The sequence below is a fragment of the Jatrophihabitans sp. sgz311053 genome (genome assembly GCF_056135305.1).
On the sequence record NZ_JBWAXP010000001.1, the window covers coordinates 1,137,931 to 1,159,948 of the forward strand.

Consider the following 22,018-nt stretch of genomic DNA (forward strand, 5'->3'; position numbering starts at 1 on the left):
AGCGAGGCGAGGGGCAGATGGCGTCACCCGGCACCGCCGGAGAACGCGACCAGGTACAGACACGCCCTGTCGAGGCCGTCGAGCTCTAGGTGCCGATGCACCGCGTCGTCGATGAAGCCACCCCAGGGCTGGGTCGCCATACCCATGGCGGTCGCGCCGAGCAGGGCAGCGTGGGCGACGTGCCCCGCCTCGAGGAGCGCGAATCGGTATCCGCGAAGGCCGTACTTCGTCCGGCTCCGTGCGAACGTCGCCACGACCGCGATGGTCACCGCCGGAAGCGGCGGGATGAAGAGATTCTCCCCGGCGTCGAGGTGGAAGCGGCGAGGATCGACGTCGAGCCGCGGCAGGAGCGCATGCGTCACCGGCTCGTACAGGTACGCGCCCGGCGCGAGCCCCGGCACGGCATGCGCCACCACGACGAGATCGAGCGGGTACAGCGCGCCCGCGGAGGGATTGACCCGCTGATCCGGCCGCCCCGGAATCGTCGCCGCGCTGCAGGCGAGGAGTGTCGACAGCTGTTTGAGCGAGACCTCGCCGCACTCCTCGGGCAGGCCGCTACGGCGATCCCGGGACAGCGAGACCAGGTCCGTCACGATCTCGGCCGGTGGTGGCAGCGCCGTCGTCGGCCCGGTGAAGGCCAAGGCCTTGCGTCCCAAGGCCAGCCGGGCGGTGGGTGAGGTGACGAGCTCCTGTCCGCCGGGACCCAGCGCCGCCGAGGGGAATGCGGCGTGCATCTTGCTCGCCTCGTGGTATTCCTCGGCCCAGTCGCTCGACTCCTCGTCGGGATCGGAGAGCGGTCCGCGCGGATCGCGGGCGTAGTCGCGGCTCGACGCCTCGAAGCGCGGCACCACCGGCGAACCCGGCCGGTCGAATGGCATGGCTGTCACGGGAACGGGTGGGGGTCGGGGTTGAGCTCAATGTCGCCGAGCAGCGGGCGAGCCAACCGGGTCAGGGTGCCGGGGTGGAGCGGGTACAGGCCCGGGACCGCGGCGCGGATCACCCAGAGGCCAGCCTCCCGCACGTCGGGAGCGGTGACGTCCACGGCGAAGGCCATCAGCCCGGCGTCGTCGATGCGCCGGACGAGGGTGCGGACGCGATCGGCCGGTGACGATTCCGGGGCGGGAGCGTCGAGGTCCACGGAGCGGGCGGGGCGGTCGGTGTCGAGCAGGAAGTCGAAGGCTCGGCGCCGTGACGGGTCGAGGTAGTAGGTCACGTGGTCGTCGAAGTCGTGCAGTGCAGTGGGATCAGCCGGGATGGCTCTGCCCTCGGCCCGCAGGTGCAGTGCCCAGTGAAAGGTCTGGAAGCACTCGACGAGTGCGCGACGGCAGGCGCGAGCAAGATCGAGGGCCGCGGCCGCCCCCACCGCGACCGCCGGCTGGCCCGCAGCGCCCCACGCAACGGCGAGGACGACCGGGATGCCCACAACCGACTCCACCGCGAAGAGCCGGTAGGTCTCGACGGCGCGATCGAAGTGCACCCTGCGGCCGTCGTCCTCTCGCCACTGCAGGGCGGTCTCGAGCGGAACCGGCGCGGAGCGGGACAGCCACGTGCGCATGAACGCGTCCCGCTCGACGAGCTCGGTGAGACCGCTGCCGAGTGCTCGCCACGGATCGGTGTGGCTCGCCAACCCCGACGAGGTCGGCGGGAGGAGCGGTGCGCGCCGGTCGAGGTTAGTGAGCAGGGCGCGGCTGGCTGCGACGCTGGCGCGCCGCGCGGTCAGGCCGGGTCGGAGAGCGACGCCCTCGATCCAGTGGACGGCAGGTCGCTCGCTGCTCCCGGCCAGCCACTCCGGCTCGGCGACCGGTCCGGAGAGCTCGTCGACGCGAGCGCGGCGGACCCGTGTGAGGGGGACGTGCAGTGCGGAGTAACGCTCCACCGCTTCGCCGATCGCGGCGTGCCGGGCCGCGGCCGGATCGGCGGCGAGACCGCCGGGCCGCGCGTCGAGGGAGTCACCGAAGATCGGGAGCGTGTCGGCGAGGACGGTGAATGCCGGTGCGAGTCGGGGATGGTCCCAGCGAGTGACCCCCGGCGTCGCCGCGTGCACCAGCCCCACATCCTCGGAGACCACCGCGTCGTGCGGATGACCGTCGGCGAGGACGCCCACCGGGGGAAGGATCGCGGTGGCCCCGGTGAAGGCCGGCCGCGGCCGGGGGGAGCGGTGTTCAGTAGTCACGGGCGGGCTCCCAGGGCGCGGCGGTCAGGACGTGGTCCGGGGGTGCGCAGACGCCGCAGCGCGGGACGCGGAAGACCCTGGCGCGTCGCACCTGCAGCAGCGCCGGATCGAGCGTGAAGAGCTGGCCGGGGAGCTGTTCGTTGCGATTGCCGAGCCAGTGCAGCAGCACCAGGCTCGCGGTGCTGTAGGACCAGGACCGCAGTGCCTGCGGGGTCGGCGCTGCCGGCGTGCCGGCGAGCAACGAATACATGTCGGCGTACGAGCTGTTGGCAGCGAGCCGCCGCAACAGGCAGGCGTAGCAGGCAGTGGTCCCCGGCAGGATCAACGGCCCGACCCGGACGGCGGCGCCGTCATAGGCCGTGATGGGCAGCCAGGGGACGCCGGTGTCGAGCGTAAAGAGATTGACCAGCGCGAGGAGGGTGCCGGGCTCGTCGTCGCGGTCGACGGCCAGGACGACGGAACGTTCGGCGTCCAGGTCGTCGATCGCCCCGACGTCGTCGAGTCGAACGCACCGCAGGCCGGATTCGCGCAGCATCGTCACGGGCGCCTCGTCGGCGGCGAGCACATAGACCGTCGAGTCGGAGAGGCGTTCGCCGATGGCAGGTAGGTCGGGCGGTCCGTAGGAGACCGTGGCGGAGTACTCCGCCGCGATCCCGCCGGGCGGGGTCACTCCTCCGGCGGGCGCGACGAGCCCGAGGCGGTCGAGCAGGGCCCACGCGTCGCGGTCGCCGTCGTCGTCGGTCTCGTGACGCTGCCCGGTGCACGCCCGCCGCAGCGCTACCCGCGTGGCGTCTTCGGTCACCTCGAAGCTCACCAGCCGACGGCCGGTGTAGACGTGCAGCGCGTCTGGTGTCTCCACCAATCGTGCACCGGGCAGCAGCATGGGTCCGCCCCTACCGCGGCCGGCTCGAGCTGCTGCACGAGCAGGAGCACGAGCAGCAGGCGCCGGTGTCGGCGGTGGGCAGGAGCTTGCCGTCCTGGATCGAGACGATGACGCGAGCGTCGCCGACTTCGGCGACCTCGGAACGGGATGAACGCATTCGCTGTCTCCTTTCTGATACGACGTCCGACATCTTCGGACAGGAAAAGAATGCAGATGCCCGATTTGGGTGTCAAGTGCGCTAAAGCGGGCTTGTGGATATTCGATGTCACGCGGCGGCGAAGTCATCGCTCGCCGCCACTTCGATCGCCCGGCGTTCGTCGGAGGTCAGGGACTCCAGGCGGGCGGCGAGCAGCTGGCGATCGACCTCCAGGGCCCGGGCCAGGGCAGTAGACGAGGCGCCCGGCCCCAGCTCGCGGGCGGCGCGGGCAAGGTCGTGCAGCGGTATGAGGCGCGATGCGGCGATGCGCTCGACCTGGAGTTCTTCTCGGGCGCGGTGGGCCGACGAGGGCCACTCGTCCCAGGGCAGCACGCCGCGCTCGAGGTGCACGATCTCGTGGGCGAGCGTGCACCGGCGCTGGGAGGCCGTGGAGCCGGCGCGCAGCACGATGACCGGGTAGCGGACGAGGCCGAGCAGGTCGCCGGGTAGCGGACTGATGTGGACGGTGACCTCGGGCCAGTTCGTCGCGAGGTCCTGCCACGGGTCGTAGGACAACTCAGGGTGCGCGGAAGGGGGCATGTGCCGACCCTTGCGAGGGGGTCCGACGAGAGTGAGCGCGGCCGTGGCTGGTTGTGGAAAAGCCTGTGGACGAGAGCGGTGGACGTCTGGGACTCAGGCGTTGCGGCTGCCGGGCGGGTTCTCGGACGACGGGCTCGGGTCCGCGTCGGAGCGCGTTGCCTGCTCGGCCGGCGCGGTCTCGGTGGACGGTGACTCCGTCGTGGGCCGGTCGGGCTCACCGCGTCGCGCCGCCTGTCGGCGCGACGGAGCCGGATCGAGCATGGCCCGGATGATCTCGTCCACGGCGCGCCGCTGCCTGCGGGTGAGTCGGCTCGACTCCGGCGGCGGCTCGTACGGCTCGACCAGCTCGGACGGCAGGTCCGCCGCGGCGCGCAGCCGCGTCATCGGCACCTCGAAGACGTCGGCGAAGGCACGCAGCGTCGCCTCGTCAGGGACGCCGTGGGCGCCACGCAGGTAGCGAGCTGCGGTGTCGTGGTTCAGCGTGTGCCCGCGCAGCTGCGCCTCGCGGGAGACCGATCGTGCCGAGAGGCCGCGGGTGTTCGCGGCCGTGAGCAGATCGGAGAGCGCGCTCACGAGACCGCGCCCGGTGCGTCGGCCGGCGTCGACTCGAGCCTCGACAACATTGCAGCCACGGTGCAGACACTATCGCCACGAAGGTGCCGCTTTGCCTGGTGTCGAGAACGGGCTGCGCAGCCACCGCGCAGGCGTCAGACTCGAGCTGTGGATGATGTCGGACGAAATGACAGACGTGTGCGCTACATTCGCCCCGATTTCGCTACGGAGGGGGCGGTCTCGGTGCAGATGCAGGTGCGTGACGTGCAGGCACTGCGTGCCTACGTGCGCCTGCTCGGCCTGTCGCAGCGGCAGCTCGCCGCGGCTGCGGGCGTCGGTCATGCCACGCTGAACCACCTGCTCAGCGGTCGGCGACGCCGGTGTTCGAGCGCCACCGCGGAGGCGCTGGAGCGGGCGCTGGGCTGCCCTCCCGGACTCTTCTTCAGTCCGATCGAGCCGGTCCCGGACCGCGTTTTGGAGACTGGGCCACGTACTCGGTAGACTGCAACGTTGGCGCACGCCGTCCTCCCGTTCTCCGCTGTGGCCGCGGAGGGAGGACGGGTCCCTACGACGCGCCGAGCAGCATCGAGCGGCGGATTCCCGCCTGCCCGCAGTACCGAGCAGCAGACGAAAAGCGGAGGTCATGGCCAAGAAGGAAGGCGCCATCGAGGTCGAAGGTCGCGTGGTCGAGCCGTTGCCGAACGCGATGTTCCGTGTGGAACTGACCAACGGCCACAAGGTGCTCGCCCACATCAGCGGCAAGATGCGGCAGCACTACATCCGCATCCTTCCCGAGGACCGGGTCGTCGTGGAGCTCTCGCCCTACGACCTGACCCGCGGCCGCATCGTCTACCGCTACAAGTAGTCCACCGCTTCACGAGCAAGAAGGGGCCACGACCGTGAAGGTCAAGCCGAGCGTCAAGCCGATCTGCGACAAGTGCAAGGTCATCCGTCGTAACGGCCGCGTCATGGTCATCTGCGACAACCTGCGTCACAAGCAGCGGCAGGGCTAGTACCTGCCGATCGCAGTTGACAGGGTCATCCGACCCGGTCTCACGCGCGTACCTGTCGTCGTTCCTCCGAACGGCTACCACCTCCGGACGAAGGCCGGAGCCCTCACCCGGGCGGGTGTGGGACGGACGCGCACCGACACCTTCGACACAACAGAATCAGGAGCACCGCCCGTATGGCACGTCTTTCCGGCGTGGACCTCCCCCGCGAGAAGCGGCTGGAGATCGCACTCACCTACATCTACGGCATGGGCCGTACCCGCGCGAAGGAGACGCTCGAGGCGACCGGCGTGAGCCCGGACGTCCGCGTCCGCGACCTCGTCGAGGCCGACATCGTCAAGCTGCGCGACCACATCGACGCGAACTACCGCGTCGAGGGTGACCTCCGTCGCGAGGTCGCCGCCGACATCCGCCGCAAGGTCGAGATCGGCTGCTACGAGGGGCTGCGGCACCGTCGCGGCCTGCCCGTCCACGGTCAGCGCACCAAGACGAACGCCCGCACGCGCAAGGGTCCGAAGAAGACCATCGCGGGCAAGAAGAAGGCAGGTAAGAAGTAATGCCGGGTCCCGCGCGCAAGGGCGCAGCCAAGAAGGTCCGCCGCAAGGAGAAGAAGAACGTCACCTTCGGCCAGGCCCACATCAAGTCCACGTTCAACAACACGATCGTCTCGATCACCGACCCGCAGGGCAACGTCCTGAGCTGGGCCTCGGCGGGGCACGTCGGGTTCAAGGGCTCGCGCAAGTCCACGCCGTTCGCGGCGCAGATGGCCGCCGAGAACGCCGCCCGCAAGGCCCAGGAGCACGGCGTCAAGAAGGTCGACGTCTTCGTCAAGGGCCCGGGTTCGGGTCGCGAGACGGCGATCCGCTCGCTGACCGCCGCCGGCCTCGAGGTCGGCAACATCGCCGACGTCACGCCGCAGCCGCACAACGGCTGCCGTCCGCCGAAGCGCCGTCGGGTCTGAGGGGAGACTGAATCATGGCTCGTTACACCGGACCCGCCACGCGTATCTCGCGCCGGCTCAACGTCGACCTGGTCGGCGGTGACGCCAGCTTTGAGCGTCGCCCGTACCCGCCCGGCCAGCACGGCCGCTCGCGCATCAAGCAGAGCGAGTACCTGCTGCAGCTGCAGGAGAAGCAGAAGGCGAAGTACAGCTACGGCGTGCTGGAGAAGCAGTTTCGCCGTTACTACGAGGAGGCCAACCGCGGCCAGGGCAAGACGGGTGACAACCTGCTGCAGATCCTGGAGTCGCGGCTGGACAACGTCGTCTACCGCGCCGGCCTTGCCCGCACCCGCCGTCAGGCCCGGCAGCTGGTCAGCCACGGCCACTTCCTGGTCAACGGCCAGAAGGTCGACATCCCCAGCTTCCGCGTCACGCCGTACGACATCATCGACGTGAAGCCCAAGTCGCTGGAGACCACGCCGTTCCTCATCGCCCGCGAGACCCAGGGCGAGCGCCCGGTTCCCGCGTGGCTGCAGGTCGTGCCGAACACGCTGCGGGTGCTCGTCCACTCGCTGCCGGTGCGTGCGCAGATCGACATCCCGCTGCAGGAGCAGCTGATCGTCGAGCTCTACTCGAAGTAGGCCTGACCCGTCCGGGCCGTCTCGCACGGCCCGGACGGTGCACCACCCCCGTCGGACGTCATATAGCGGTCGTCCACGAACCCAAGGAGAAACCCTGTGCTGATCTCTCAGCGCCCCTCGCTCAGCGAGGAATCCATCTCGGAGAGCCGCTCCAAGTTTGTCATCGAGCCCCTGGAGCCGGGCTTCGGCTACACGCTCGGCAACTCGCTGCGGCGCACCCTGCTCTCGTCCATCCCCGGCGCGGCCGTCACCAGCATCCGCATCGACGGCGTGCTGCACGAGTTCACGACCGTCGAGGGCGTCAAGGAGGATGTCACCGACATCATCCTGAACCTCAAGGAGCTGGTCGTCAGCTCCGAGAGCGACGAGCCGGTCGTCATGTACCTGCGCAAGCAGGGCCCCGGCGCCGTCACGGCCGCCGACATCGCGCCGCCGGCCGGTGTCACGGTCCACAACCCGGACCTGCACATCGCCACCATCAACAAGAAGGGCCGGCTCGAGATCGAGCTGGTCGTCGAGCGGGGCCGCGGTTACGTCACCGCCACGCAGAACAAGCAGCCCGGCCAGGAGATCGGCCGCATCCCGGTCGACTCGATCTACTCGCCGGTGCTCAAGGTGACCTACAACGTCGAGGCCACCCGTGTCGAGCAGCGCACCGACTTCGACCGCCTCGTGGTCGACGTCGAGACCAAGAGCTCGATCAGCCCCCGCGACGCCGTCGCCTCGGCCGGTCACACCCTCGTCGAGCTCTTCGGGCTCTTCAAGGAGCTCAACGACGAGGCCGAGGGCATCGACGTCGGCCCCTCGCCGACCGAGGTCGCCGACCTGGCCGCCTTCTCGATGCCGATCGAGGACCTCGACCTGACCGTCCGGTCCTACAACTGCCTCAAGCGCGAGGGCATCCACACCGTGGGTGAGCTCGTGGGACGCAGCGAGGCCGACCTGCTCGACATCCGCAACTTCGGCTCGAAGTCCATCGACGAGGTCAAGGTCAAGCTCCACGGCCTGGGCCTGGCGCTCAAGGACAGCCCGCCCGGATTCGCGCTGCCGAGTTCGGTCGAGTCCTACGGTGACGACGACTTCACCGAGGACCAGGACTTCGCCGAGACCGAGCAGCTCTAACCAGCTCTCACCACCCATCACCCGACGGCCGGCGTACCTGACACGGCGCCCGGTCGCAGAGAAAGGCTCACCATATGCCCACGCCCACCAAGGGTCCCCGCCTCGGCGGCGGTCCGGCTCACGAGCGGCTGCTGCTGGCCAACCTGGCCACCCAGCTGTTCGAGCACGATCGCATCACCACCACCGAGGCCAAGGCCAAGCGGCTCCGTCCGCTGGCCGAGCGGCTGATCACCTTCGCCAAGCGCGGCGATCTGCACGCCCGCCGTCAGGTCATGACGGTCGTCCGGGACAAGGACGTCGTGCACAAGCTCTTCGCCGAGATCGGGCCGAAGATGGCCAACCGCCCCGGTGGCTACACGCGGATCATCAAGACCAACCCGCGTAAGGGCGACAACGCGCCGATGGCCGTCATCGAGCTCGTCGAGGAGCTCAAGTCGATCGTCGCCGAGGCGGAGAAGGCGCGGGGCACCAAGACCGCGCCGTCGAAGGCGCCGACCGGACGCACCAAGGAGATCGCCGAGGACGCGAAGGCTGAGTCGGCCACCGCGGCCGCGGTCGCTGCCGAGGACGCTCGCGACGACGACGCGGACGACTCCGACGAGGGTCTGGCCGCCATCGGGCTCTCCGGCGAGGAGGCCGAGGAGGCGGCGGAGGCCCAGGAGGAGACGCTGGGTGGCGAGCCGGAGGCCGGTGGCCAGGAGGCCAACGCCGAGGACGCGTCCTCCGATGCCGACAACGCCGAGGGCACCGGCGCGGCCGACGACAAGAAGTAACTCCTGCACGACAGCACGATCGAGGCGGGCCCGCTCCGGCGGGTCCGCCTCGACGTCTCTTACGACGGCTCGGATTTCTCCGGCTGGGCCCGTCAGCCGGAGCGGCGCACCGTGCAGGGGGTCCTCGAGGAGGTCCTCGCCACCGTGCTGCGGCTGCCGTCGGTGGCGCTCACCGTCGCCGGCCGCACCGATGCCGGCGTCCATGCCACAGGGCAGGTGGTTCACGCCGACCTGCCGCTGCTCCCGGACGCGCGGCGGCTGAACCGCGCCCTGCCTGCTGACGTCCGGGTGACAGCGGTCCGGACGGTGCCGGCGGCGTTCGATGCCCGCTTCGGCGCGCTGTGGCGGCGCTACGAGTACCACCTCACCGACGATCCGGCCGGCGCGCCGCCGTTGCAGCGCGGTCACGTCGTGGCCTGGCCCCGCCCGCTGGACGTCGAGGCGATGGCCCGGGCGGCAGCAGGGCTGGTCGGCCTCAACGACTTCGCGGCGTTCTGCAAGCGCCGCGAGGGCGCCACCACGACGCGGACCCTGCTCTCCTTCGATGTCGCCCGGCGCGACGGCCGGATCGTGGCCACCCTCGTCGCCGACGCCTTCTGCCATTCGATGGTCCGCTCGCTGATGGGGGCGCTCGTCGCGGTGGGGGAGGGGCGACGCCCCGTCGAGTGGCCGGCCTCGCTGCTGACGCTGGGGCAGCGGGCCAACGACGTCACCGTCGCCCCTGCGCACGGGCTGACGCTGGTCGAGGTTGGCTATCCCGCCGACCACGAGCTCGCCGCCCGCGCCGAGCAGGCGAGGGCGCGCCGGGACTGACCGCCGCCGATCGTGGACTCACCTGCCGTCATGTTCGGCGTGTCGGTCCACGATCGCCGCTCAGGTGAGGATGGCGCCGAGGAGCCGCTCGCAGCGGGCCACCATCGCGGCGGCGGACTCGTCCGGATGATCGAGCCACCACTCGACCAGCGAGCCGACCAGCCCCATCCAGACGGCGGTGAGGGCCGAGGCGTCCTTGCGGCTGCGGATCCCCCGGGCGGCGAGGAAGCGGGCCGAACCGCTGGCGGCCAGCTCCTGCAGATGCGCGCGGTAGTCCGTGACGGCGCGGGCGATGGGGCCCGCCGGCGGCAGGGTCGAGTCGAAGAGCAGCCGCCAGGCCTCGCGCTGCGGCGCGAGGGCCTCGAAGACGGCGCGCAGCGGGTAGATCCGGGAGGCGACGGTGTCGTCCACCGCCAGCTCGGCGTCGTCGAGCCGGGCCCGCAGGCCGCCGGCAACGCTGTGCAGGCAGGCGAGGAAGAGGCCGTCCTTGGAGCCGAAGTACTGGTAGATCAGCGGCTTGGAGATGCCGGCAAGGGCGGCGATCTCCACCATCGACGCGCCGGCGTAGCCGCGCCGCGCGAACTCGCCGACGGCGGCGGTGACGATCTGTGCCTCGCGCTCGGGGCGGGGCACGCCCTTCGTCCCGATGGCGGTAGACACGGCGGCGATCTTACCCTACGGTAAGTGACTCAAAGGTCAGTTCGACGGAGGTGGCTGGTGTCCTTCACCGAGAACCTGCATGATCCGGTCGTCTTCGCGATCCCGGTCTTCGCGATCTTCATGGGGCTGGAGCTGCTGGCGCTGCGCCTGCTGGACGAGGAGGAGGCCGGTGCCGGCGGTTACGAGGTCAGGGACACTCGCACGAACCTGATCATGGGGCTGGGCTCGGTGCTCATCAACGGCACTGCCCGGCTGGCGGCCCTGCTCGGCTACGCCGCGCTCTACGTGCTCACGCCGCTGAAGCTGGACTCACACCACTGGGCCACCTGGGTGCTGGCCTTCCTGCTCGTCGACCTCATCTGGTACCTGTACCACCGAGCCTCGCACCGGGTGCGCATCATGTGGGCCGCCCACCAGGCGCACCACAACAGCCAGCGCTTCAACCTCTCCACGGCACTACGGCAGAAGTGGAACCCGTGGGGCGAACTGCTCTTCTGGACGCCGCTGCCGCTGCTCGGGATCCCGCCGTGGCTGATCTTCACGGTCTTCTCGTGCAACCTCATCTTCCAGTTCTTCGTCCACACCGAGCGCATCGACCGGATGTGGCGACCGGTGGAGTTCGTCTTCAACACCCCGTCGCACCACCGGGTGCACCACGCCTCGGACCGGGAGTACCTGGACAAGAACTACGCCGGCATCCTCATCGTCTGGGATCGGCTCTTCGGCAGCTACGCCGAGGAGGCGCACCGCCCGACCTACGGGCTGACGAAGAACATCGACAGCTTCAACCCGTTCCGGCTGCAGTACCACGAGTACGGGGCCATCGCCCGCGACGTCCGCCGCAGCCACAGCTGGCGGGAGCGCCTGGGATACGTCTTCGCCCCGCCGGGCTGGACCCCGGCGCCGCGCGCCTCAGAAGAACGCGAGGTTGTCCCGGTTGCACCATGACAGCATCGCCGGCCACTCGCCGTATCCGGAGTCGGTGGTGAGGTGCCCGCCGGCCTCGACGATGGTGGTGGCCATCTTCAGCGGGACACCGTAGGCCGCGGCCACGCCCTCGGGCAGGTACGGGTCGTCGCTCCCGGCTACCAGCACGGTGCCGTCGGCCGCGGCGCGGACGGCGTCGACGTCCAGCGGCGGCGGCAGGAACTCGGCGATCTCGGCGTAGTCCACGGCCGGTGACGGCGGCGAGACGAGCGCGACCCGCGCCGGTCGGGGACCCTGCGGATCGGCGGTGTGGTGCAGCCAGAGGACGGCACCGAGCGAGTGCGCGACGACGTCGAAGCCATCGGCGGGAAGCGGGGCCAGGGCGGCCCGCAGCGCCGCCAGCCACTCGATGAGGTCGGGACGCTCCCAGTCGCTCACCTCCGGCCGGATGGTGTCACGACCGGCCGCACGCAGCTCGTCCTCCAGCCAGGTCTGCCAGTGCCCCTCACCGGAGCCGTGCCATCCCGGCACGACGACGACGGGGACGGCACGGTTCGGACGGCGCGGCATGGGTCCGAGCCTAGAGTCGGCGACGGGTCAGCCGCGGACCAGGTCCGCTGCCCGCTCGGCGATCATCACGGTCGGCGCGTGGGTGTGACCACGGATGATCCGGGGCATCACCGAGGCGTCGACGACCCGCAGTCCCTCGACGCCGCGGACGCGTAGCTCGGGATCGACCACCGAGGCGTCGTCGCTGCCCATGCGGCAGGTGCCGGTGGGGTGGTAGAGCGTCTCGGCCGTCGCCCGGACGTGCTCGGTGATGTCGAGCTGCTCCGCGGTGGGCAGCATCGGGTCGGTGACGTCGTTGCGCAATGCGGTCGTCCCGAAGAGGTCCCGGGCTTGCTTGGCGCCCGAGACCAGCCGATCCAGGTCACGGCTGTCGGAGAGGTAGCCGGGCTCGATCACCGGCGGCCGGGTCGGGTCGGCGGAGTGGATCGTCACCGAGCCCGACGACTCCGGCTGCAGCAAGATGACGCCGATGGTGATGCCGTGGCCGGCGGGCTCGTCCTGGCCGTGGTTGATGAAGGGCACCGGCGCGAAGATGAACTCCAGATCGGGGTGCTCCAGGCCGGGCTCGGAGCGGCCGAAGAGCACGGCCTCACCGACGTTGGACGTCAGCATGCCGCGACGCCGCAGCACGAAGTCCAGCAGCTCCTTCGGCTTCTCGGCGTCGACCAGCGTGTTGGCCTCGCGGGTGAACATGACCATCGGCGCCGAGAGGTGGTCCTGCAGGCCGCGGCCAACGCCTGCGTGAGCGACGGTCGTCTGGACGCCGGCGGCCGCGAGTACGTCGGGGTCGCCGATGCCCGAGAGCTGCAGCAGGTGCGGCGAGTGCACGGCACCGGCCGACAGCAGCACCTCCCGGGCCGCCGTGAGGGTCTGCCGGGATCCCTTGGCGGGCTTGACGACGACACCGGTGGCGCGGTCGCCGGTGAGGACGATCTTCTCGGTGAGGGTGTCGGTCAGCAGCGTGACGTTGTCCCGCTTGAGCGCGCGGCGCAGGTAGCCGTCGGCTGCCGACCAGCGCCGGCCGCGCTTCTGGGTGACCGGAGTCGGGGCGTACCCGGCGATGTCGGGCTCGTTGAGCTCGGCCAGCCGGCGGTGGCCGAGCTCGGCGCAGGCCTCGAAGAACGTGGACCGCAGCGGGTGCGGATCGCGCAGCTCCTCGATGTGCAGCGGGCCGCCGACGCCATAGACGTCGTGGGTGTTGCTGCCCACCCGGTGCTCGGCGCGGTGGAAGTAGGGCAGCACGTCGGCGTACGACCACCCCGGCGCCGTCTCGGCCCAGCCGTCGTAGTCCGCGCGCGCGCCACGGACCCACATCTGCGCGTTCAGCGAGGACGAGCCGCCGAGCGTCCTGCCACGCGGCCAGTAGAGCTCGCGGGCCTTCAGCTCGGGCTGGGACGTGGTGAAGAGATCCCAGTCGTACTTGGTGTGGAAGAGCTTCGGGAAGCCCGCCGGGAGCTTGATCTCCAGCTTGCGGTCCGGCGGCCCGGCCTCGACCACCGCGACACGCACGGTGGGATCGGCACTGAGCCGATCGGCGAGGACGCAGCCGGCCGAGCCGGCACCGATCACGATGAAGTCGAAGTCCGCCACACCCTGCACCGTAGTGCGACCTGCGTCACTATGTCGCGTGAACGAGCAGGCCGATCACGATGCCGAACTGCGCCAGGTGGTAAGTCACGGCCACGACGAGAGGACTGCGGGGCAGTGCGGTGGCGAACCGCTCACGCGCCAGCACGGCGTCCGAGACGACGAAGAGCACACCACCGAGGGCGACGAGCAGCAGCTGCGTCCCGGCCGCCAGCGCGGCCATGGCCCCGACGGCCAGCGAGTAGCCACCCACGGCCGCGACCAGCGCAGGGCTGTCGAGGCGACGCAGCACCGCGGGCAGGATGAGCCCGCCGATGCCGGCGGCGACGAGCAGGCCACCGAGCAGGGGCAGCAGGTGCAGCCCGACCAGCGCGAAACCGACGCCGTAGGCGACGTGGCCGAGCAGGAAGGCGCCGAGTCCTACCGCGAAGGGAAGGTCCGCGCCGCGCGGCGCCGCGAGCATGATCGCGACGTCGCCGACCAGCCCGAAGGCGAGGGCGACGATGACGAAGGGTTTGGCCTCGCCGAGATCGGTGCTCGCCGCCGCGGCGACGAGCAGGGCGAGCGTCAGCGGCTTGCAGATGCGCTCGGCGGTGACGGCGTGGCGCCCCACCGCGACCCAGTCGGCGATCGCGGCGACCCCCGCCACGAGCAGCAGCACACCCGTGGCGGTCACGGGGCGAGTATGCCGGGCGCCGCGGTCCGCTCAGTCGGTGGCGCCCAGGACGACGCCGGGGTTGAGGATGCCGTCGGGGTCCAGGGCGTCCTTGATGCGACGGGTCAATGCCATGACCTCGGGACCAAGCTGGTCGCCCAGCCTCGGCGCCTTGAGCCGCCCGACGCCGTGCTCGCCGGTGATGGTCCCGCCGAGGGAGAGCGCCAGGTCCATGACCTCGCCGAAGGCGAGCCGGGCGCGCGCCTCGGCGGCGGTGTCGGCGGGGTCGTAGGCGATGATCGGGTGGGTGTTGCCGTCCCCGGCGTGCGCCACCACGACGATGCGGGTGTCGTGGCGCCGAGCGATCTCCCCGATGCCGTGGACCAGGGCGGGCAGCTCCGGCACCGCCACCCCGACGTCCTCGAGCAGCAGCGCCCCGAAGGCCTCCATCGCAGGGAAGGCGGCCCGGCGGGCGACGGCGAAGGCCTCGCCCTCGGCCGGGTCGTCGGTGGTGAAGACGTCCTGTGCGCCGTGCTTCTCGCAGGCCGCTCGGATCGCCTCGATCTCGACTCCGGCGGCCGCGCCGGGGGCGTCCGAACGGGCGAGCAGCAGCGCGCCGACGCTCCGGTCCAGCCCCATCTTCAGATGGTCCTCGACGGCGTTGATGCTGCCGTTGTCCATCAGCTCCAGCATGGCCGGACGAATGCCGGCGGTGATCGCGACGACGGCGTCGGCGGCGAGCTCGACGCTGGGGAACATCGCCACCAGCGTCGAGGCCGGCGGCGGAGTCGGCAGCAGTCGGAGCGTCAGCTCGGTGATGACGCCGAGCGTGCCCTCGGAGCCCACGAAGAGCTTCGTCAGCGACAGTCCGGCGACGTCCTTCAGGCGCGGCCCGCCGAGGCGGACGGCCGTCCCGTCGGCGAGGACGACCTGCATGCCGAGGACGTAGTCGGTGGTGACGCCGTACTTCACGCAGCAGAGGCCGCCGGCGTTGGTGGCGGCGTTGCCGCCGATGGAGCAGATCTCGAAGGACGACGGGTCCGGCGGGTACCAGAAGCCGGCCGCCGCGGCCGCCTGCTTCACCTCGGCGTTGAGGGCGCCGGGCTGGACGACGGCGACCCGGGTCACCGGGTCGATGGTGATCGTCCGCATCCGCTCGGTGGAGAGCGTGATGCCGCCGTCCACCGCGGTCGAGCCGCCGGAGAGGCTCGATCCGGCGCCGCGCGGGACCACCGGCACGCGGTGTTCGGTGGCCCAGCGCATCGTCGCCTGCACGTCGTCGGTGCTGCCGGCCCGGACCACGGCGAGCGGGGTCCCGGCGTCGGGGTCGCGGGCCCAGTCCTGCCGGTAGCCGGCGACGATGTCGGCGTCGGTGATCACGGCCCCGTCGGGGAGCGCCGCGACGAGCTGCTGCAGGTCGGCCATGGCTCGATTGTGCTCTGCGTCTCCTTCGACGGCTCGGCGGTGGCTCGGCGGTGGCTCGGCTGTTCGACGGCGGGTGGCGGAATCCGGATGCGCCGACATGGTGTCGGCCGGGAGACTGTGCGGGTGGGATACGTGGAGGTCGCCGGGGTGGGGCACGTCCTCGCCGACGGCAGGGTGCTGCTGGCCGATGCCGGCTTCCGGGTCGGCGACGGCGCCAAGGCGGCGCTGGTCGGCGCGAACGGGGCGGGCAAGACGACCCTGTTACGGATGGTGGCCGGCGACGAGCAGCCGCAGTCCGGGACCATCAGCCGCGCCGGCGGCGTCGGGGTGATGCGGCAGTTCATCGGCTCGGTGCGCGACGAGACGACGGTGCAGGACTTCCTCGTCTCGATCAGCGCCCCGCCGGTCGAGCGGGCGTGGCAGGCGCTGCAGGCCGCCGAGCTCGCGATGATGGAGGTCGACGACGAGGCCACCCAGCTGGCCTACGCGCACGCCATCGCCGAGTGGGGTGACGCCGGCGGTTACGACGCCGAGGTGCTCTGGGACGTCGTCACCGTCGCCGCGCTGGGCGTGCCCTTCGACCGCTGCAAGTACCGCGAGCTCGCCACGCTCAGCGGTGGCGAGCAGAAGCGGCTCGCGCTGGAGCTGCTGCTCCGCGGGCCGGACGAGGTGCTGCTGCTCGACGAGCCCGACAACTACCTCGACGTCCCCGGCAAGCGCTGGCTGGAGCAGCGGCTGCGCGAGACGCCGAAGACCGTCCTCTTCGTCAGCCACGACCGGGAGCTGCTGGCCACCGTCGCCGACCGCGTGATCACGGTCGAGGGCGGCACGACCTGGACACACGGCGGCGGCTTCGCCTCGTACCACGAGGCGCGCGCGGCCCGTCACGAGCGGATGGCCGAGCTGCGCCGGCGCTGGGACGAGGAGCATGCACGCCTCAAGGACCTCGTGAACACGCTGAAGATCCAGGCCCGCATCAGCGAGGACATGGCCCAGAAGTACCGCGTGATGGCCCGGCGGCTGGAGCGCTACGAGGCCGAGGGTCCGCCCCCGGACAAGCCCGAGGACGAGAAGGTCGCCATGCGCATCCGGGGCGGCCGGACCGGGGTGCGCAGCGTGACCTGCGAGCGCCTCGAGCTCACCGGGCTGATGCAGCCCTTCGACACCGAGATCTTCTTCGGCGAGCGGGTCGGGGTGCTCGGCGCCAACGGCGCGGGCAAGTCGCACTTCCTGCGGCTGCTCGGTGGTGAGGACGTCGCCCACACCGGCAGCTGGCGGCTCGGCGCGCGCGTCGTGCCGGGGCTCTTCGCGCAGACGCACTCGCACCCCACCTGGCTGGCGCGCACCCTGCTCGAGCTGCTCTGGGACGGCGACGAGGGGCGCCGCGGCGTCGACCGCGGGGCGGCGATGGCGCTGCTGCGGCGCTACGGACTCGGCAGCCAGGCCGAGCAGCGCTTCGGCACGCTCTCCGGCGGCCAGCAGGCGCGCTTCCAGATCCTGCTGCTGGAGCTCGGCGGCGTGACGCTGCTGCTGCTCGACGAGCCCACCGACAACCTCGACGTCCTCAGCGCCGAGGCGTTGGAGGAGGCGCTGGAGCGCTTCGAGGGGACCGTCGTCGCCGTCACCCACGACCGCTGGTTCGCACGCTCCTTCGATCGGTTCCTCGTCTTCGGCGCCGACGGCCGGGTGCGGGAGTCCGACGAGCCGGTCTTCGACGAGACCCGGGTGCAGCGCGCCCGGTGATCCGCGGGTAGACCGCCGGGGTGAGTGCCGCCGACGAGACCTTCGACCTCGACTTCGCCTTCGCCTTCGAACGCCGCTACGCCGTAGCGTCGCGGCCGTTCGGGATCTCACCGGCGACCACCGGGATCAGCGTCGCGGACGGGTGGCTGCGGGCACGGTTCGGACCGTGGCGGGTCGAGACGGAGCTGGCCAACGTGGCGCGGGTGTTCCTGACGGGGCCGTACCTCTTCGTGAAGACGGCGGGGCCGGCGCGACTCGGGATCACCGATCGGGGCCTGACCTTCGCGACGAACTCGCGGGCCGGCGTCCAGCTGGACTTCGTCCGTCCGATCCGCGGCATCGACCCGTTCGGCGTGCTGCGGCACCCCAACCTGACGCTCACCGCTGCGGACTGCGCAGGGCTCGCCGACGCCGTCCGGACGGGGGCGGTCAGGCGGTCGACGCGCTGACCGGGACGCCGTAGACGACGATGTTGTCGAGGTAGTTGCCGGTGGAGGCGTCGAAGGGACCGCCGCAGGTGACGAGGGCGATCCGGCCGGCGATCTTCTGGTCGAAGATCTCGCGGTAGGGCAGCGAGGTCTTGTGGTACGTCCGCACCGCCGTCACCCGGAAGGTGACCTTGCGGCTGCTGGCGTTGTACTTGCCGTAGACGTCGACGGCGTCGCCGGTGCGTAGCTTGCCGATCGAGCCCAGCGTTCCCTGCACCCCGCGGAAGTTGATGTGGCCGGCGATGACGGCCGTGCCCTTCGACGCGCCGGGACGGGCGCCGGGGCTCCACCAGCCGACGATCTTCGGATTCTCGGGGATCTCGAGCTCGCCGTTGGGCTCGGTCGCGACCTTGACGATGGGCGCCGTGGCCTTGAGGCGAGGGATGGTGATACGGGTCGGCGCGAGCGAGATGCCGTAGGTCCCGGTGGCCGAGGGGACCGGCTTGGCCGACGGCGTCGCCGCCACCACGGTGGCCTTCTTGTGGCCGTAGTAGGGCGAGGTGTTCCAGGCGATTCCGGCGATGGAGGCGACGATGACGGCGACGATGAGGCAGGCGAACGGCACCCAGCCGACCCGTTCCAGGACGGCGCGCGAACTCAGCTTCATCGGTACTCCCGTGGCCCCCGGCGGGGTCGCCCGGGTGCCGTCAGCGTAGACGAGCCGCCTGGATTTGGTCGCGGCGAAGGGGAGCCGGTAGCCTCGGACCCTGGCGTGCGATCCTCGCGCGCCCCGGCCATGCCCCGGGGTCCCTCGTGACCGCGGGGGCGCATCCGCGTGAAGACCGACCGAAAGGCAGCACCATGCCGTCCCGCAGTGCCCGCAGCGGCACCTACTCCCCGCGTCCGGGGGACATCGAGCGTCACTGGCACGTCATCGACGCCAACGACATCGTCCTCGGCCGCCTGGCCAGCCAGGCCGCCACCCTGTTGCGCGGCAAGCACAAGCCGACCTTCGCCAACCACGTCGACACCGGCGACTTCGTCGTCATCGTCAACGCCGACAAGGTCGCCGTGGCTCCCAGCAAGCTGGGCGAGCTGCGCTACCGCCACTCGGGTCACCCCGGTGGCCTGAAGCAGGTCACCGTCGCCGACCTGCTGGAGCGCCGCCCCGAGCGGCTCGTCGAGCTCGCCGTCCGCGGCATGCTCCCCAAGAACAGCCTCGGCCGCGCCCAGCTGAAGAAGCTGAAGGTCTACGCAGGCCCGGACCACCCGCACGCGGCCCAGAAGCCGCAGCCGTTCGAGATCAAGCAGGTGTCGCAGTAATGACCGCTCCCGGTAGTGCAGCTCCCGTCGTCGGCCGCCGTAAGGAGGCGATCGTCCGCGTTCGCCTCGTCCCCGGCACCGGCGAGTTCAAGCTCAACGGCCGCACGATCGAGGCCTACTTCCCCAACAAGGTGCACCAGCAGCTCATCAAGGAGCCGTTCGTGACCCTGGAGAAGGAAGACCAGTTCGACGTCATCGCGACCCTCACCGGTGGCGGCGTCAGCGGTCAGGCCGGTGCGCTGCGCCTGGCCATCGCCCGTGCGCTGATCGGCCTCGAGCCCGACGACCGTCCGGCCCTGAAGAAGGCCGGCTTCCTCACCCGTGACCCGCGGGCCAAGGAGCGCAAGAAGTACGGCCTGAAGAAGGCCCGCAAGGCACCGCAGTACAGCAAGCGCTGAGCAACGTTTGCGGAGCGAACCAGGAACCTCGTCCGCCACGTCAGGAGCGGAATCGGCCGACGCCGGACCCGAGCGGAGCGAGTGGTCCTCCAGGAGGCCGATGCAGGTGAGCTCGAAGCTTTTCGGAACCGACGGGGTCCGCGGCCTGGCCAATGCGGATCTGACCCCGGAGCTCGCGCTCGCGGTGGCCTCGGCCGCTGCACGCGTGCTCGTGGCTCACAGCGATGACGGCGCCGCGTCCCACCGCCCGGTGGCGGTGGTGGGACGCGACCCGCGCGCCAGCGGCGAGATGCTCGAAGGGGCCGTCGTGGCGGGGTTGACCTCCGCCGGCGCAGACGTGCTGCTGGTCGGGGTGCAGCCGACGCCGGCGGTCGCGTTCCTCACCGCGGCCTACGACGCCGATCTCGGGGTCGTGCTGTCGGCGTCGCACAACGCCATGCCGGACAACGGCATTAAGCTCTTCGCCCGTGGCGGCCACAAGCTGGCCGATGACCTCGAGGCCGAGATCGAGGCCGCGGTGTCGGCCGGTCCCGCGCGCCGGCCGACAGGCGCCGGCATCGGCAGGGTCCGGTCCGCCGCTGACGCCGCCGACCGCTACATCGCGCACCTGCTCGCCGCGCAGCCCGCCCGCCTCGACGGCCTGCACGTCGTCGTCGACTGCGCCCACGGCGCGGCCTCGCACGTCGCCCCGGCGCTCTACGCCGCTGCCGGCGCGAAGGTCACCGCCATCGGGGCCAGCCCGGACGGGCTCAACATCAACGACGGTGTGGGCTCGACACATCTGGACGTGCTGCAGGCCGCGGTCCGCGCGCACGGCGCCGACCTCGGCATCGCCCACGACGGCGACGCCGACCGGTGCCTGGCCGTCGATGCCCACGGCGAGGTGGTGGACGGCGATCAGCTGCTGGCCATCTGTGCCCTGGCGCTGCGGGAGGCCGGGACGCTGCGCAGCGACACCGTGGTGGCCACGGTCATGAGCAATCTCGGCTTCCACCACGCGATGCGCGACGCCGGCATCACGGTGCGGACGACAGCCGTGGGGGACCGCTACGTCCTCGAGGCGCTCCGCGCGGAGGGACTGAGCCTCGGTGGCGAGCAGAGCGGGCACCTGGTCTTCTCCGACGCTGCCACCACCGGCGACGGCCTGCTCACCGCGCTGCACGTCATGGCCCGGATGACCGGGACCGCATCCTCCCTGGCCGAGCTCGCTGCGGTGGTCCAGCGGCTGCCGCAGACCCTCGTCAACGTCAAGGTGAGCGACCGGGCCGCGGTGGCGGCGTCCACCGATGTGGCCGCCGCGGTCGCCGCGGTCGAGGCCGAACTCGGCGACGGCGGCCGGGTGCTGCTGCGCCCCTCCGGCACCGAGCCGCTGGTCCGGGTCATGGTCGAGGCCGGCACCCAGGACGACGCCGACGCCCACGCCCGACGCCTCGCCGACGTCGTCGGCGCCGTCTGACCCTTTAAGTACCGCGAGTGGTCGAATGTGCCGCCCAGTGGTCGCCGAGGCGGCGACCACTGGGGGCAGAATTCGACCACTCGCGAGTTGTGGTGGGGGGTGGTGGTGCAGGTGCGTCCGCTGGTGTTCGTGCGGGACTACGCGGCGGCGGACTTCTTCGCCGCCGCCGAGAGCTTCGCGACGATGCTCGGCAGTGCGTCCGGCAGCGAGAGCGCGGTGGGCGGCGAGATGGCCGAGACGTTCTCCACCCCGACCACGTTGGCGACGGCGCCGCGCTTGACGGCCGGGATGGCCTTGGCGTAGCCCTTGCTCAGGAAGTCGTTGGCCTGGGCCTGGGTGTCGAAGTAGGTGACCAGGATGTCGCTGCTGAGCTCGCCGAGCTTCTCGGTGCTGAGCGTGTAGTAGAACGACGAGTCGCCGTTGGCGAGCTTGTCCACGCTCGGGGCGATGACCGGGCCGAGGTCGAGCAGGAAGTCCACGCGGGCGTCGGCGGCGCGGTAGACGTAGAACGTCCCCTTCACCGGCAGGACGGCGGCCAGGGTCTTGCCCTTGAGCTCGGGGTGGGCGGCGGCCGCGGTGGAGATGTCCTTGTCCAGGCCGGCGATGACCCTGGCGCCCTCGGCCGAGCGGCCCAGGGCCTTGGCCACCTGCTGGATGTTGGTGCGCCACGGGGTGGTGTACGGCTGGCCGGTGTACGCGACGGTGGGGGCGATCTGGCTCAGCGTCTTGTACTGCTCGGCCGTGATGCCGCTGTAGGTGGCCAGGATGAGGTCCGGGTTGGCCTTGCGGATCGCGTCGTAGGCGGGCGCCTCGGTCGTCTGCGGCAGCACCGTCGGCATCTTCACGCCGAGGGAGTTGATCTTCTTCTCGACCCACGGCAGCACGCCGTCGGAGCCACCGGCGTAGGCCTGGTACTCCATGGCGGTCGGGACGACGCCGACCGCGAGGGCGGCCTCGGTGACACCCCAGCCGAGGGTGACGACGCGCTTGGGCGCCGCCTTGATGGTGGTCGTGCCGAGGGCGTGCTTCATGGTGACGGGGAAGGCGCCGGTGTCGGCGGCCGCGGTGTTGGTGGGGCCGTCGTCCGTCTTGGACGTCGAACAACCGGCGACGACGAGCGCGGCGAGGGCCACCAGGACGGTGGCGAGGCGGGCGCGGCGGGTGCGCGGGAGGGGGCGGGGCATGAACTCGTCCTCTCGAAGG

Annotated in this window: 28 protein-coding genes; 15 read left to right on the forward strand and 13 right to left on the reverse strand. The window is 71.2% G+C overall.

What is annotated here, in order from left to right; all coding sequences use genetic code 11:
- Positions 1–23: 23 nt before the first annotated feature.
- From AC0NZQ_RS05190 to AC0NZQ_RS05215, 6 genes are all read right to left on the reverse strand, one after another.
- Entirely contained in the window at positions 24–878 is an 855-nt protein-coding gene (locus AC0NZQ_RS05190) for a SagB/ThcOx family dehydrogenase (protein WP_474528580.1), read from the reverse strand.
- A gap of 5 nt (positions 879–883) precedes the next feature.
- Positions 884–2,173: a YcaO-like family protein gene (locus tag AC0NZQ_RS05195; RefSeq protein ID WP_474528581.1), complete on the reverse strand. Its 1,290-nt coding sequence runs from the start codon at positions 2,171–2,173 to the stop codon at positions 884–886.
- Positions 2,163–3,056, reverse strand: coding sequence for a TOMM precursor leader peptide-binding protein (locus AC0NZQ_RS05200; protein WP_474528583.1), 894 nt, complete (start codon positions 3,054–3,056; stop codon positions 2,163–2,165). The genes AC0NZQ_RS05195 and AC0NZQ_RS05200 overlap by 11 nt, the downstream gene beginning before the upstream one ends.
- 10 nt (positions 3,057–3,066) lie before the next feature.
- Positions 3,067–3,213: a hypothetical protein gene (locus tag AC0NZQ_RS05205; protein ID WP_474528584.1), complete on the reverse strand. Its 147-nt coding sequence runs from the start codon at positions 3,211–3,213 to the stop codon at positions 3,067–3,069.
- Positions 3,214–3,321: 108 nt separating this feature from the next.
- A complete protein-coding gene (locus AC0NZQ_RS05210) occupies positions 3,322–3,792 on the reverse strand; it encodes an ImmA/IrrE family metallo-endopeptidase (RefSeq protein ID WP_474528586.1) in 471 nt (156 codons plus the stop codon).
- Between the two features lie 93 nt (positions 3,793–3,885).
- Entirely contained in the window at positions 3,886–4,365 is a 480-nt protein-coding gene (locus tag AC0NZQ_RS05215) for a hypothetical protein (RefSeq protein ID WP_474528587.1), read from the reverse strand.
- Between the two features lie 177 nt (positions 4,366–4,542).
- On the opposite strand from AC0NZQ_RS05215, the gene AC0NZQ_RS05220 reads away from it, so the two are divergent.
- The 9 genes from AC0NZQ_RS05220 (at position 4,543) to truA (ending at position 9,643) form a co-directional block, all read left to right on the forward strand.
- On the forward strand, positions 4,543–4,845 hold the full coding sequence (locus tag AC0NZQ_RS05220; protein WP_474528588.1) for a helix-turn-helix domain-containing protein: 303 nt from the start codon (positions 4,543–4,545) through the stop codon (positions 4,843–4,845).
- A 142-nt stretch (positions 4,846–4,987) separates the two neighbouring features.
- Complete coding sequence (gene infA, locus AC0NZQ_RS05225) at positions 4,988–5,209, forward strand: translation initiation factor IF-1 (RefSeq protein WP_460606780.1); 222 nt, start codon at positions 4,988–4,990, stop codon at positions 5,207–5,209.
- A gap of 34 nt (positions 5,210–5,243) precedes the next feature.
- On the forward strand, positions 5,244–5,357 hold the full coding sequence (rpmJ, locus tag AC0NZQ_RS05230) for a 50S ribosomal protein L36 (protein WP_061960951.1): 114 nt from the start codon (positions 5,244–5,246) through the stop codon (positions 5,355–5,357).
- Positions 5,358–5,530: 173 nt separating this feature from the next.
- Positions 5,531–5,911: a 30S ribosomal protein S13 gene (gene rpsM, locus AC0NZQ_RS05235; protein WP_474528589.1), complete on the forward strand. Its 381-nt coding sequence runs from the start codon at positions 5,531–5,533 to the stop codon at positions 5,909–5,911.
- Entirely contained in the window at positions 5,911–6,315 is a 405-nt protein-coding gene (rpsK, locus tag AC0NZQ_RS05240; protein WP_474528590.1) for a 30S ribosomal protein S11, read from the forward strand. Before rpsM ends, rpsK begins: the two co-directional genes overlap by 1 nt.
- 14 nt (positions 6,316–6,329) lie before the next feature.
- The gene (rpsD, locus tag AC0NZQ_RS05245; protein ID WP_474528591.1) at positions 6,330–6,935 is read left to right on the forward strand and encodes a 30S ribosomal protein S4; all 606 of its coding nucleotides are present in this window, start codon (positions 6,330–6,332) and stop codon (positions 6,933–6,935) included.
- A gap of 96 nt (positions 6,936–7,031) precedes the next feature.
- Positions 7,032–8,057 carry a DNA-directed RNA polymerase subunit alpha gene (locus tag AC0NZQ_RS05250; RefSeq protein ID WP_474528592.1) on the forward strand — a complete coding sequence of 342 codons (1,026 nt, stop codon included), beginning with the start codon at positions 7,032–7,034 and terminating at the stop codon, positions 8,055–8,057.
- 74 nt (positions 8,058–8,131) lie between these two features.
- A complete protein-coding gene (gene rplQ, locus AC0NZQ_RS05255; protein ID WP_474528593.1) occupies positions 8,132–8,830 on the forward strand; it encodes a 50S ribosomal protein L17 in 699 nt (232 codons plus the stop codon).
- 3 nt (positions 8,831–8,833) lie between these two features.
- Positions 8,834–9,643 carry a tRNA pseudouridine(38-40) synthase TruA gene (gene truA / locus AC0NZQ_RS05260; protein ID WP_474529427.1) on the forward strand — a complete coding sequence of 270 codons (810 nt, stop codon included), beginning with the start codon at positions 8,834–8,836 and terminating at the stop codon, positions 9,641–9,643.
- A 60-nt stretch (positions 9,644–9,703) separates the two neighbouring features.
- On the opposite strand, the gene AC0NZQ_RS05265 is transcribed toward truA, so the two are convergent.
- Positions 9,704–10,303: a TetR/AcrR family transcriptional regulator gene (locus AC0NZQ_RS05265; RefSeq protein WP_474528594.1), complete on the reverse strand. Its 600-nt coding sequence runs from the start codon at positions 10,301–10,303 to the stop codon at positions 9,704–9,706.
- 54 nt (positions 10,304–10,357) lie between these two features.
- Between AC0NZQ_RS05265 and AC0NZQ_RS05270 the strand changes: the two genes are divergently transcribed.
- The gene (locus AC0NZQ_RS05270; protein ID WP_474529428.1) at positions 10,358–11,251 is read left to right on the forward strand and encodes a sterol desaturase family protein; all 894 of its coding nucleotides are present in this window, start codon (positions 10,358–10,360) and stop codon (positions 11,249–11,251) included.
- On the opposite strand, the gene AC0NZQ_RS05275 is transcribed toward AC0NZQ_RS05270, so the two are convergent.
- The 4 genes from AC0NZQ_RS05275 to AC0NZQ_RS05290 are packed head-to-tail and all read right to left on the reverse strand — an operon-like array spanning position 11,216 to position 15,467.
- A complete protein-coding gene (locus AC0NZQ_RS05275) occupies positions 11,216–11,800 on the reverse strand; it encodes an RBBP9/YdeN family alpha/beta hydrolase (RefSeq protein ID WP_474528595.1) in 585 nt (194 codons plus the stop codon). The two genes, AC0NZQ_RS05270 and AC0NZQ_RS05275, sit on opposite strands and share 36 nt — an antisense overlap.
- 27 nt (positions 11,801–11,827) lie before the next feature.
- Positions 11,828–13,390, reverse strand: coding sequence for a GMC family oxidoreductase (locus AC0NZQ_RS05280; RefSeq protein ID WP_474528596.1), 1,563 nt, complete (start codon positions 13,388–13,390; stop codon positions 11,828–11,830).
- A 28-nt stretch (positions 13,391–13,418) separates the two neighbouring features.
- The gene (locus tag AC0NZQ_RS05285) at positions 13,419–14,063 is read right to left on the reverse strand and encodes a lysoplasmalogenase family protein (RefSeq protein WP_474528597.1); all 645 of its coding nucleotides are present in this window, start codon (positions 14,061–14,063) and stop codon (positions 13,419–13,421) included.
- A 30-nt stretch (positions 14,064–14,093) separates the two neighbouring features.
- Complete coding sequence (locus AC0NZQ_RS05290; RefSeq protein WP_474528598.1) at positions 14,094–15,467, reverse strand: FAD-binding oxidoreductase; 1,374 nt, start codon at positions 15,465–15,467, stop codon at positions 14,094–14,096.
- Positions 15,468–15,590: 123 nt separating this feature from the next.
- Between AC0NZQ_RS05290 and AC0NZQ_RS05295 the strand changes: the two genes are divergently transcribed.
- Together AC0NZQ_RS05295 and AC0NZQ_RS05300 are read left to right on the forward strand one after the other, a co-directional pair.
- Positions 15,591–17,210 (forward strand): ABC-F family ATP-binding cassette domain-containing protein, encoded by a 1,620-nt coding sequence (locus AC0NZQ_RS05295; protein ID WP_474528600.1) that lies wholly within the window; start codon positions 15,591–15,593, stop codon positions 17,208–17,210.
- 20 nt (positions 17,211–17,230) lie between these two features.
- Entirely contained in the window at positions 17,231–17,659 is a 429-nt protein-coding gene (locus AC0NZQ_RS05300; RefSeq protein ID WP_474528601.1) for a hypothetical protein, read from the forward strand.
- Here the strand turns inward: AC0NZQ_RS05300 and AC0NZQ_RS05305 are convergent.
- On the reverse strand, positions 17,640–18,305 hold the full coding sequence (locus AC0NZQ_RS05305; protein ID WP_474528602.1) for a class F sortase: 666 nt from the start codon (positions 18,303–18,305) through the stop codon (positions 17,640–17,642). The genes AC0NZQ_RS05300 and AC0NZQ_RS05305 overlap by 20 nt on opposite strands.
- 194 nt (positions 18,306–18,499) lie before the next feature.
- Here AC0NZQ_RS05305 and rplM point away from each other — a divergent pair, with 194 nt between their 5' ends.
- The 3 genes from rplM to glmM all read left to right on the forward strand — a co-directional run bounded on the left by rplM (position 18,500) and on the right by glmM (position 20,815).
- Complete coding sequence (gene rplM / locus AC0NZQ_RS05310; protein WP_474528603.1) at positions 18,500–18,961, forward strand: 50S ribosomal protein L13; 462 nt, start codon at positions 18,500–18,502, stop codon at positions 18,959–18,961.
- Positions 18,961–19,359 carry a 30S ribosomal protein S9 gene (rpsI, locus tag AC0NZQ_RS05315; RefSeq protein ID WP_474528604.1) on the forward strand — a complete coding sequence of 133 codons (399 nt, stop codon included), beginning with the start codon at positions 18,961–18,963 and terminating at the stop codon, positions 19,357–19,359. Before rplM ends, rpsI begins: the two co-directional genes overlap by 1 nt.
- 106 nt (positions 19,360–19,465) lie before the next feature.
- Positions 19,466–20,815: a phosphoglucosamine mutase gene (gene glmM, locus AC0NZQ_RS05320; RefSeq protein ID WP_474528605.1), complete on the forward strand. Its 1,350-nt coding sequence runs from the start codon at positions 19,466–19,468 to the stop codon at positions 20,813–20,815.
- A 137-nt stretch (positions 20,816–20,952) separates the two neighbouring features.
- Here the strand turns inward: glmM and AC0NZQ_RS05325 are convergent, their stop codons facing one another.
- On the reverse strand, positions 20,953–21,999 hold the full coding sequence (locus tag AC0NZQ_RS05325; protein WP_474528606.1) for an iron-siderophore ABC transporter substrate-binding protein: 1,047 nt from the start codon (positions 21,997–21,999) through the stop codon (positions 20,953–20,955).
- Positions 22,000–22,018 lie beyond the last annotated feature (19 nt).

Excerpts from the sequence above, each read along its gene's own strand:
- AC0NZQ_RS05190 (WP_474528580.1), bottom strand. The coding sequence starts at position 878 with ATGCCATTCGACCGGCCGGGTTCGCCGGTGGTGCCGCGCTTCGAGGCG.
- AC0NZQ_RS05200 (WP_474528583.1), bottom strand. The coding sequence starts at position 3,056 with ATGCTGCTGCCCGGTGCACGATTGGTGGAGACACCAGACGCGCTGCAC.
- AC0NZQ_RS05205 (WP_474528584.1), bottom strand. The coding sequence starts at position 3,213 with ATGCGTTCATCCCGTTCCGAGGTCGCCGAAGTCGGCGACGCTCGCGTC.
- AC0NZQ_RS05210 (WP_474528586.1), bottom strand. The coding sequence starts at position 3,792 with ATGCCCCCTTCCGCGCACCCTGAGTTGTCCTACGACCCGTGGCAGGAC.
- infA (WP_460606780.1), top strand. The coding sequence starts at position 4,988 with ATGGCCAAGAAGGAAGGCGCCATCGAGGTCGAAGGTCGCGTGGTCGAG.
- rpsM (WP_474528589.1), top strand. The coding sequence starts at position 5,531 with ATGGCACGTCTTTCCGGCGTGGACCTCCCCCGCGAGAAGCGGCTGGAG.
- rpsK (WP_474528590.1), top strand. The coding sequence starts at position 5,911 with ATGCCGGGTCCCGCGCGCAAGGGCGCAGCCAAGAAGGTCCGCCGCAAG.
- rpsD (WP_474528591.1), top strand. The coding sequence starts at position 6,330 with ATGGCTCGTTACACCGGACCCGCCACGCGTATCTCGCGCCGGCTCAAC.
- rplQ (WP_474528593.1), top strand. The coding sequence starts at position 8,132 with ATGCCCACGCCCACCAAGGGTCCCCGCCTCGGCGGCGGTCCGGCTCAC.
- AC0NZQ_RS05275 (WP_474528595.1), bottom strand. The coding sequence starts at position 11,800 with ATGCCGCGCCGTCCGAACCGTGCCGTCCCCGTCGTCGTCGTGCCGGGA.
- AC0NZQ_RS05290 (WP_474528598.1), bottom strand. The coding sequence starts at position 15,467 with ATGGCCGACCTGCAGCAGCTCGTCGCGGCGCTCCCCGACGGGGCCGTG.
- AC0NZQ_RS05305 (WP_474528602.1), bottom strand. The coding sequence starts at position 18,305 with ATGAAGCTGAGTTCGCGCGCCGTCCTGGAACGGGTCGGCTGGGTGCCG.
- rplM (WP_474528603.1), top strand. The coding sequence starts at position 18,500 with ATGCCGTCCCGCAGTGCCCGCAGCGGCACCTACTCCCCGCGTCCGGGG.
- rpsI (WP_474528604.1), top strand. The coding sequence starts at position 18,961 with ATGACCGCTCCCGGTAGTGCAGCTCCCGTCGTCGGCCGCCGTAAGGAG.
- AC0NZQ_RS05325 (WP_474528606.1), bottom strand. The coding sequence starts at position 21,999 with ATGCCCCGCCCCCTCCCGCGCACCCGCCGCGCCCGCCTCGCCACCGTC.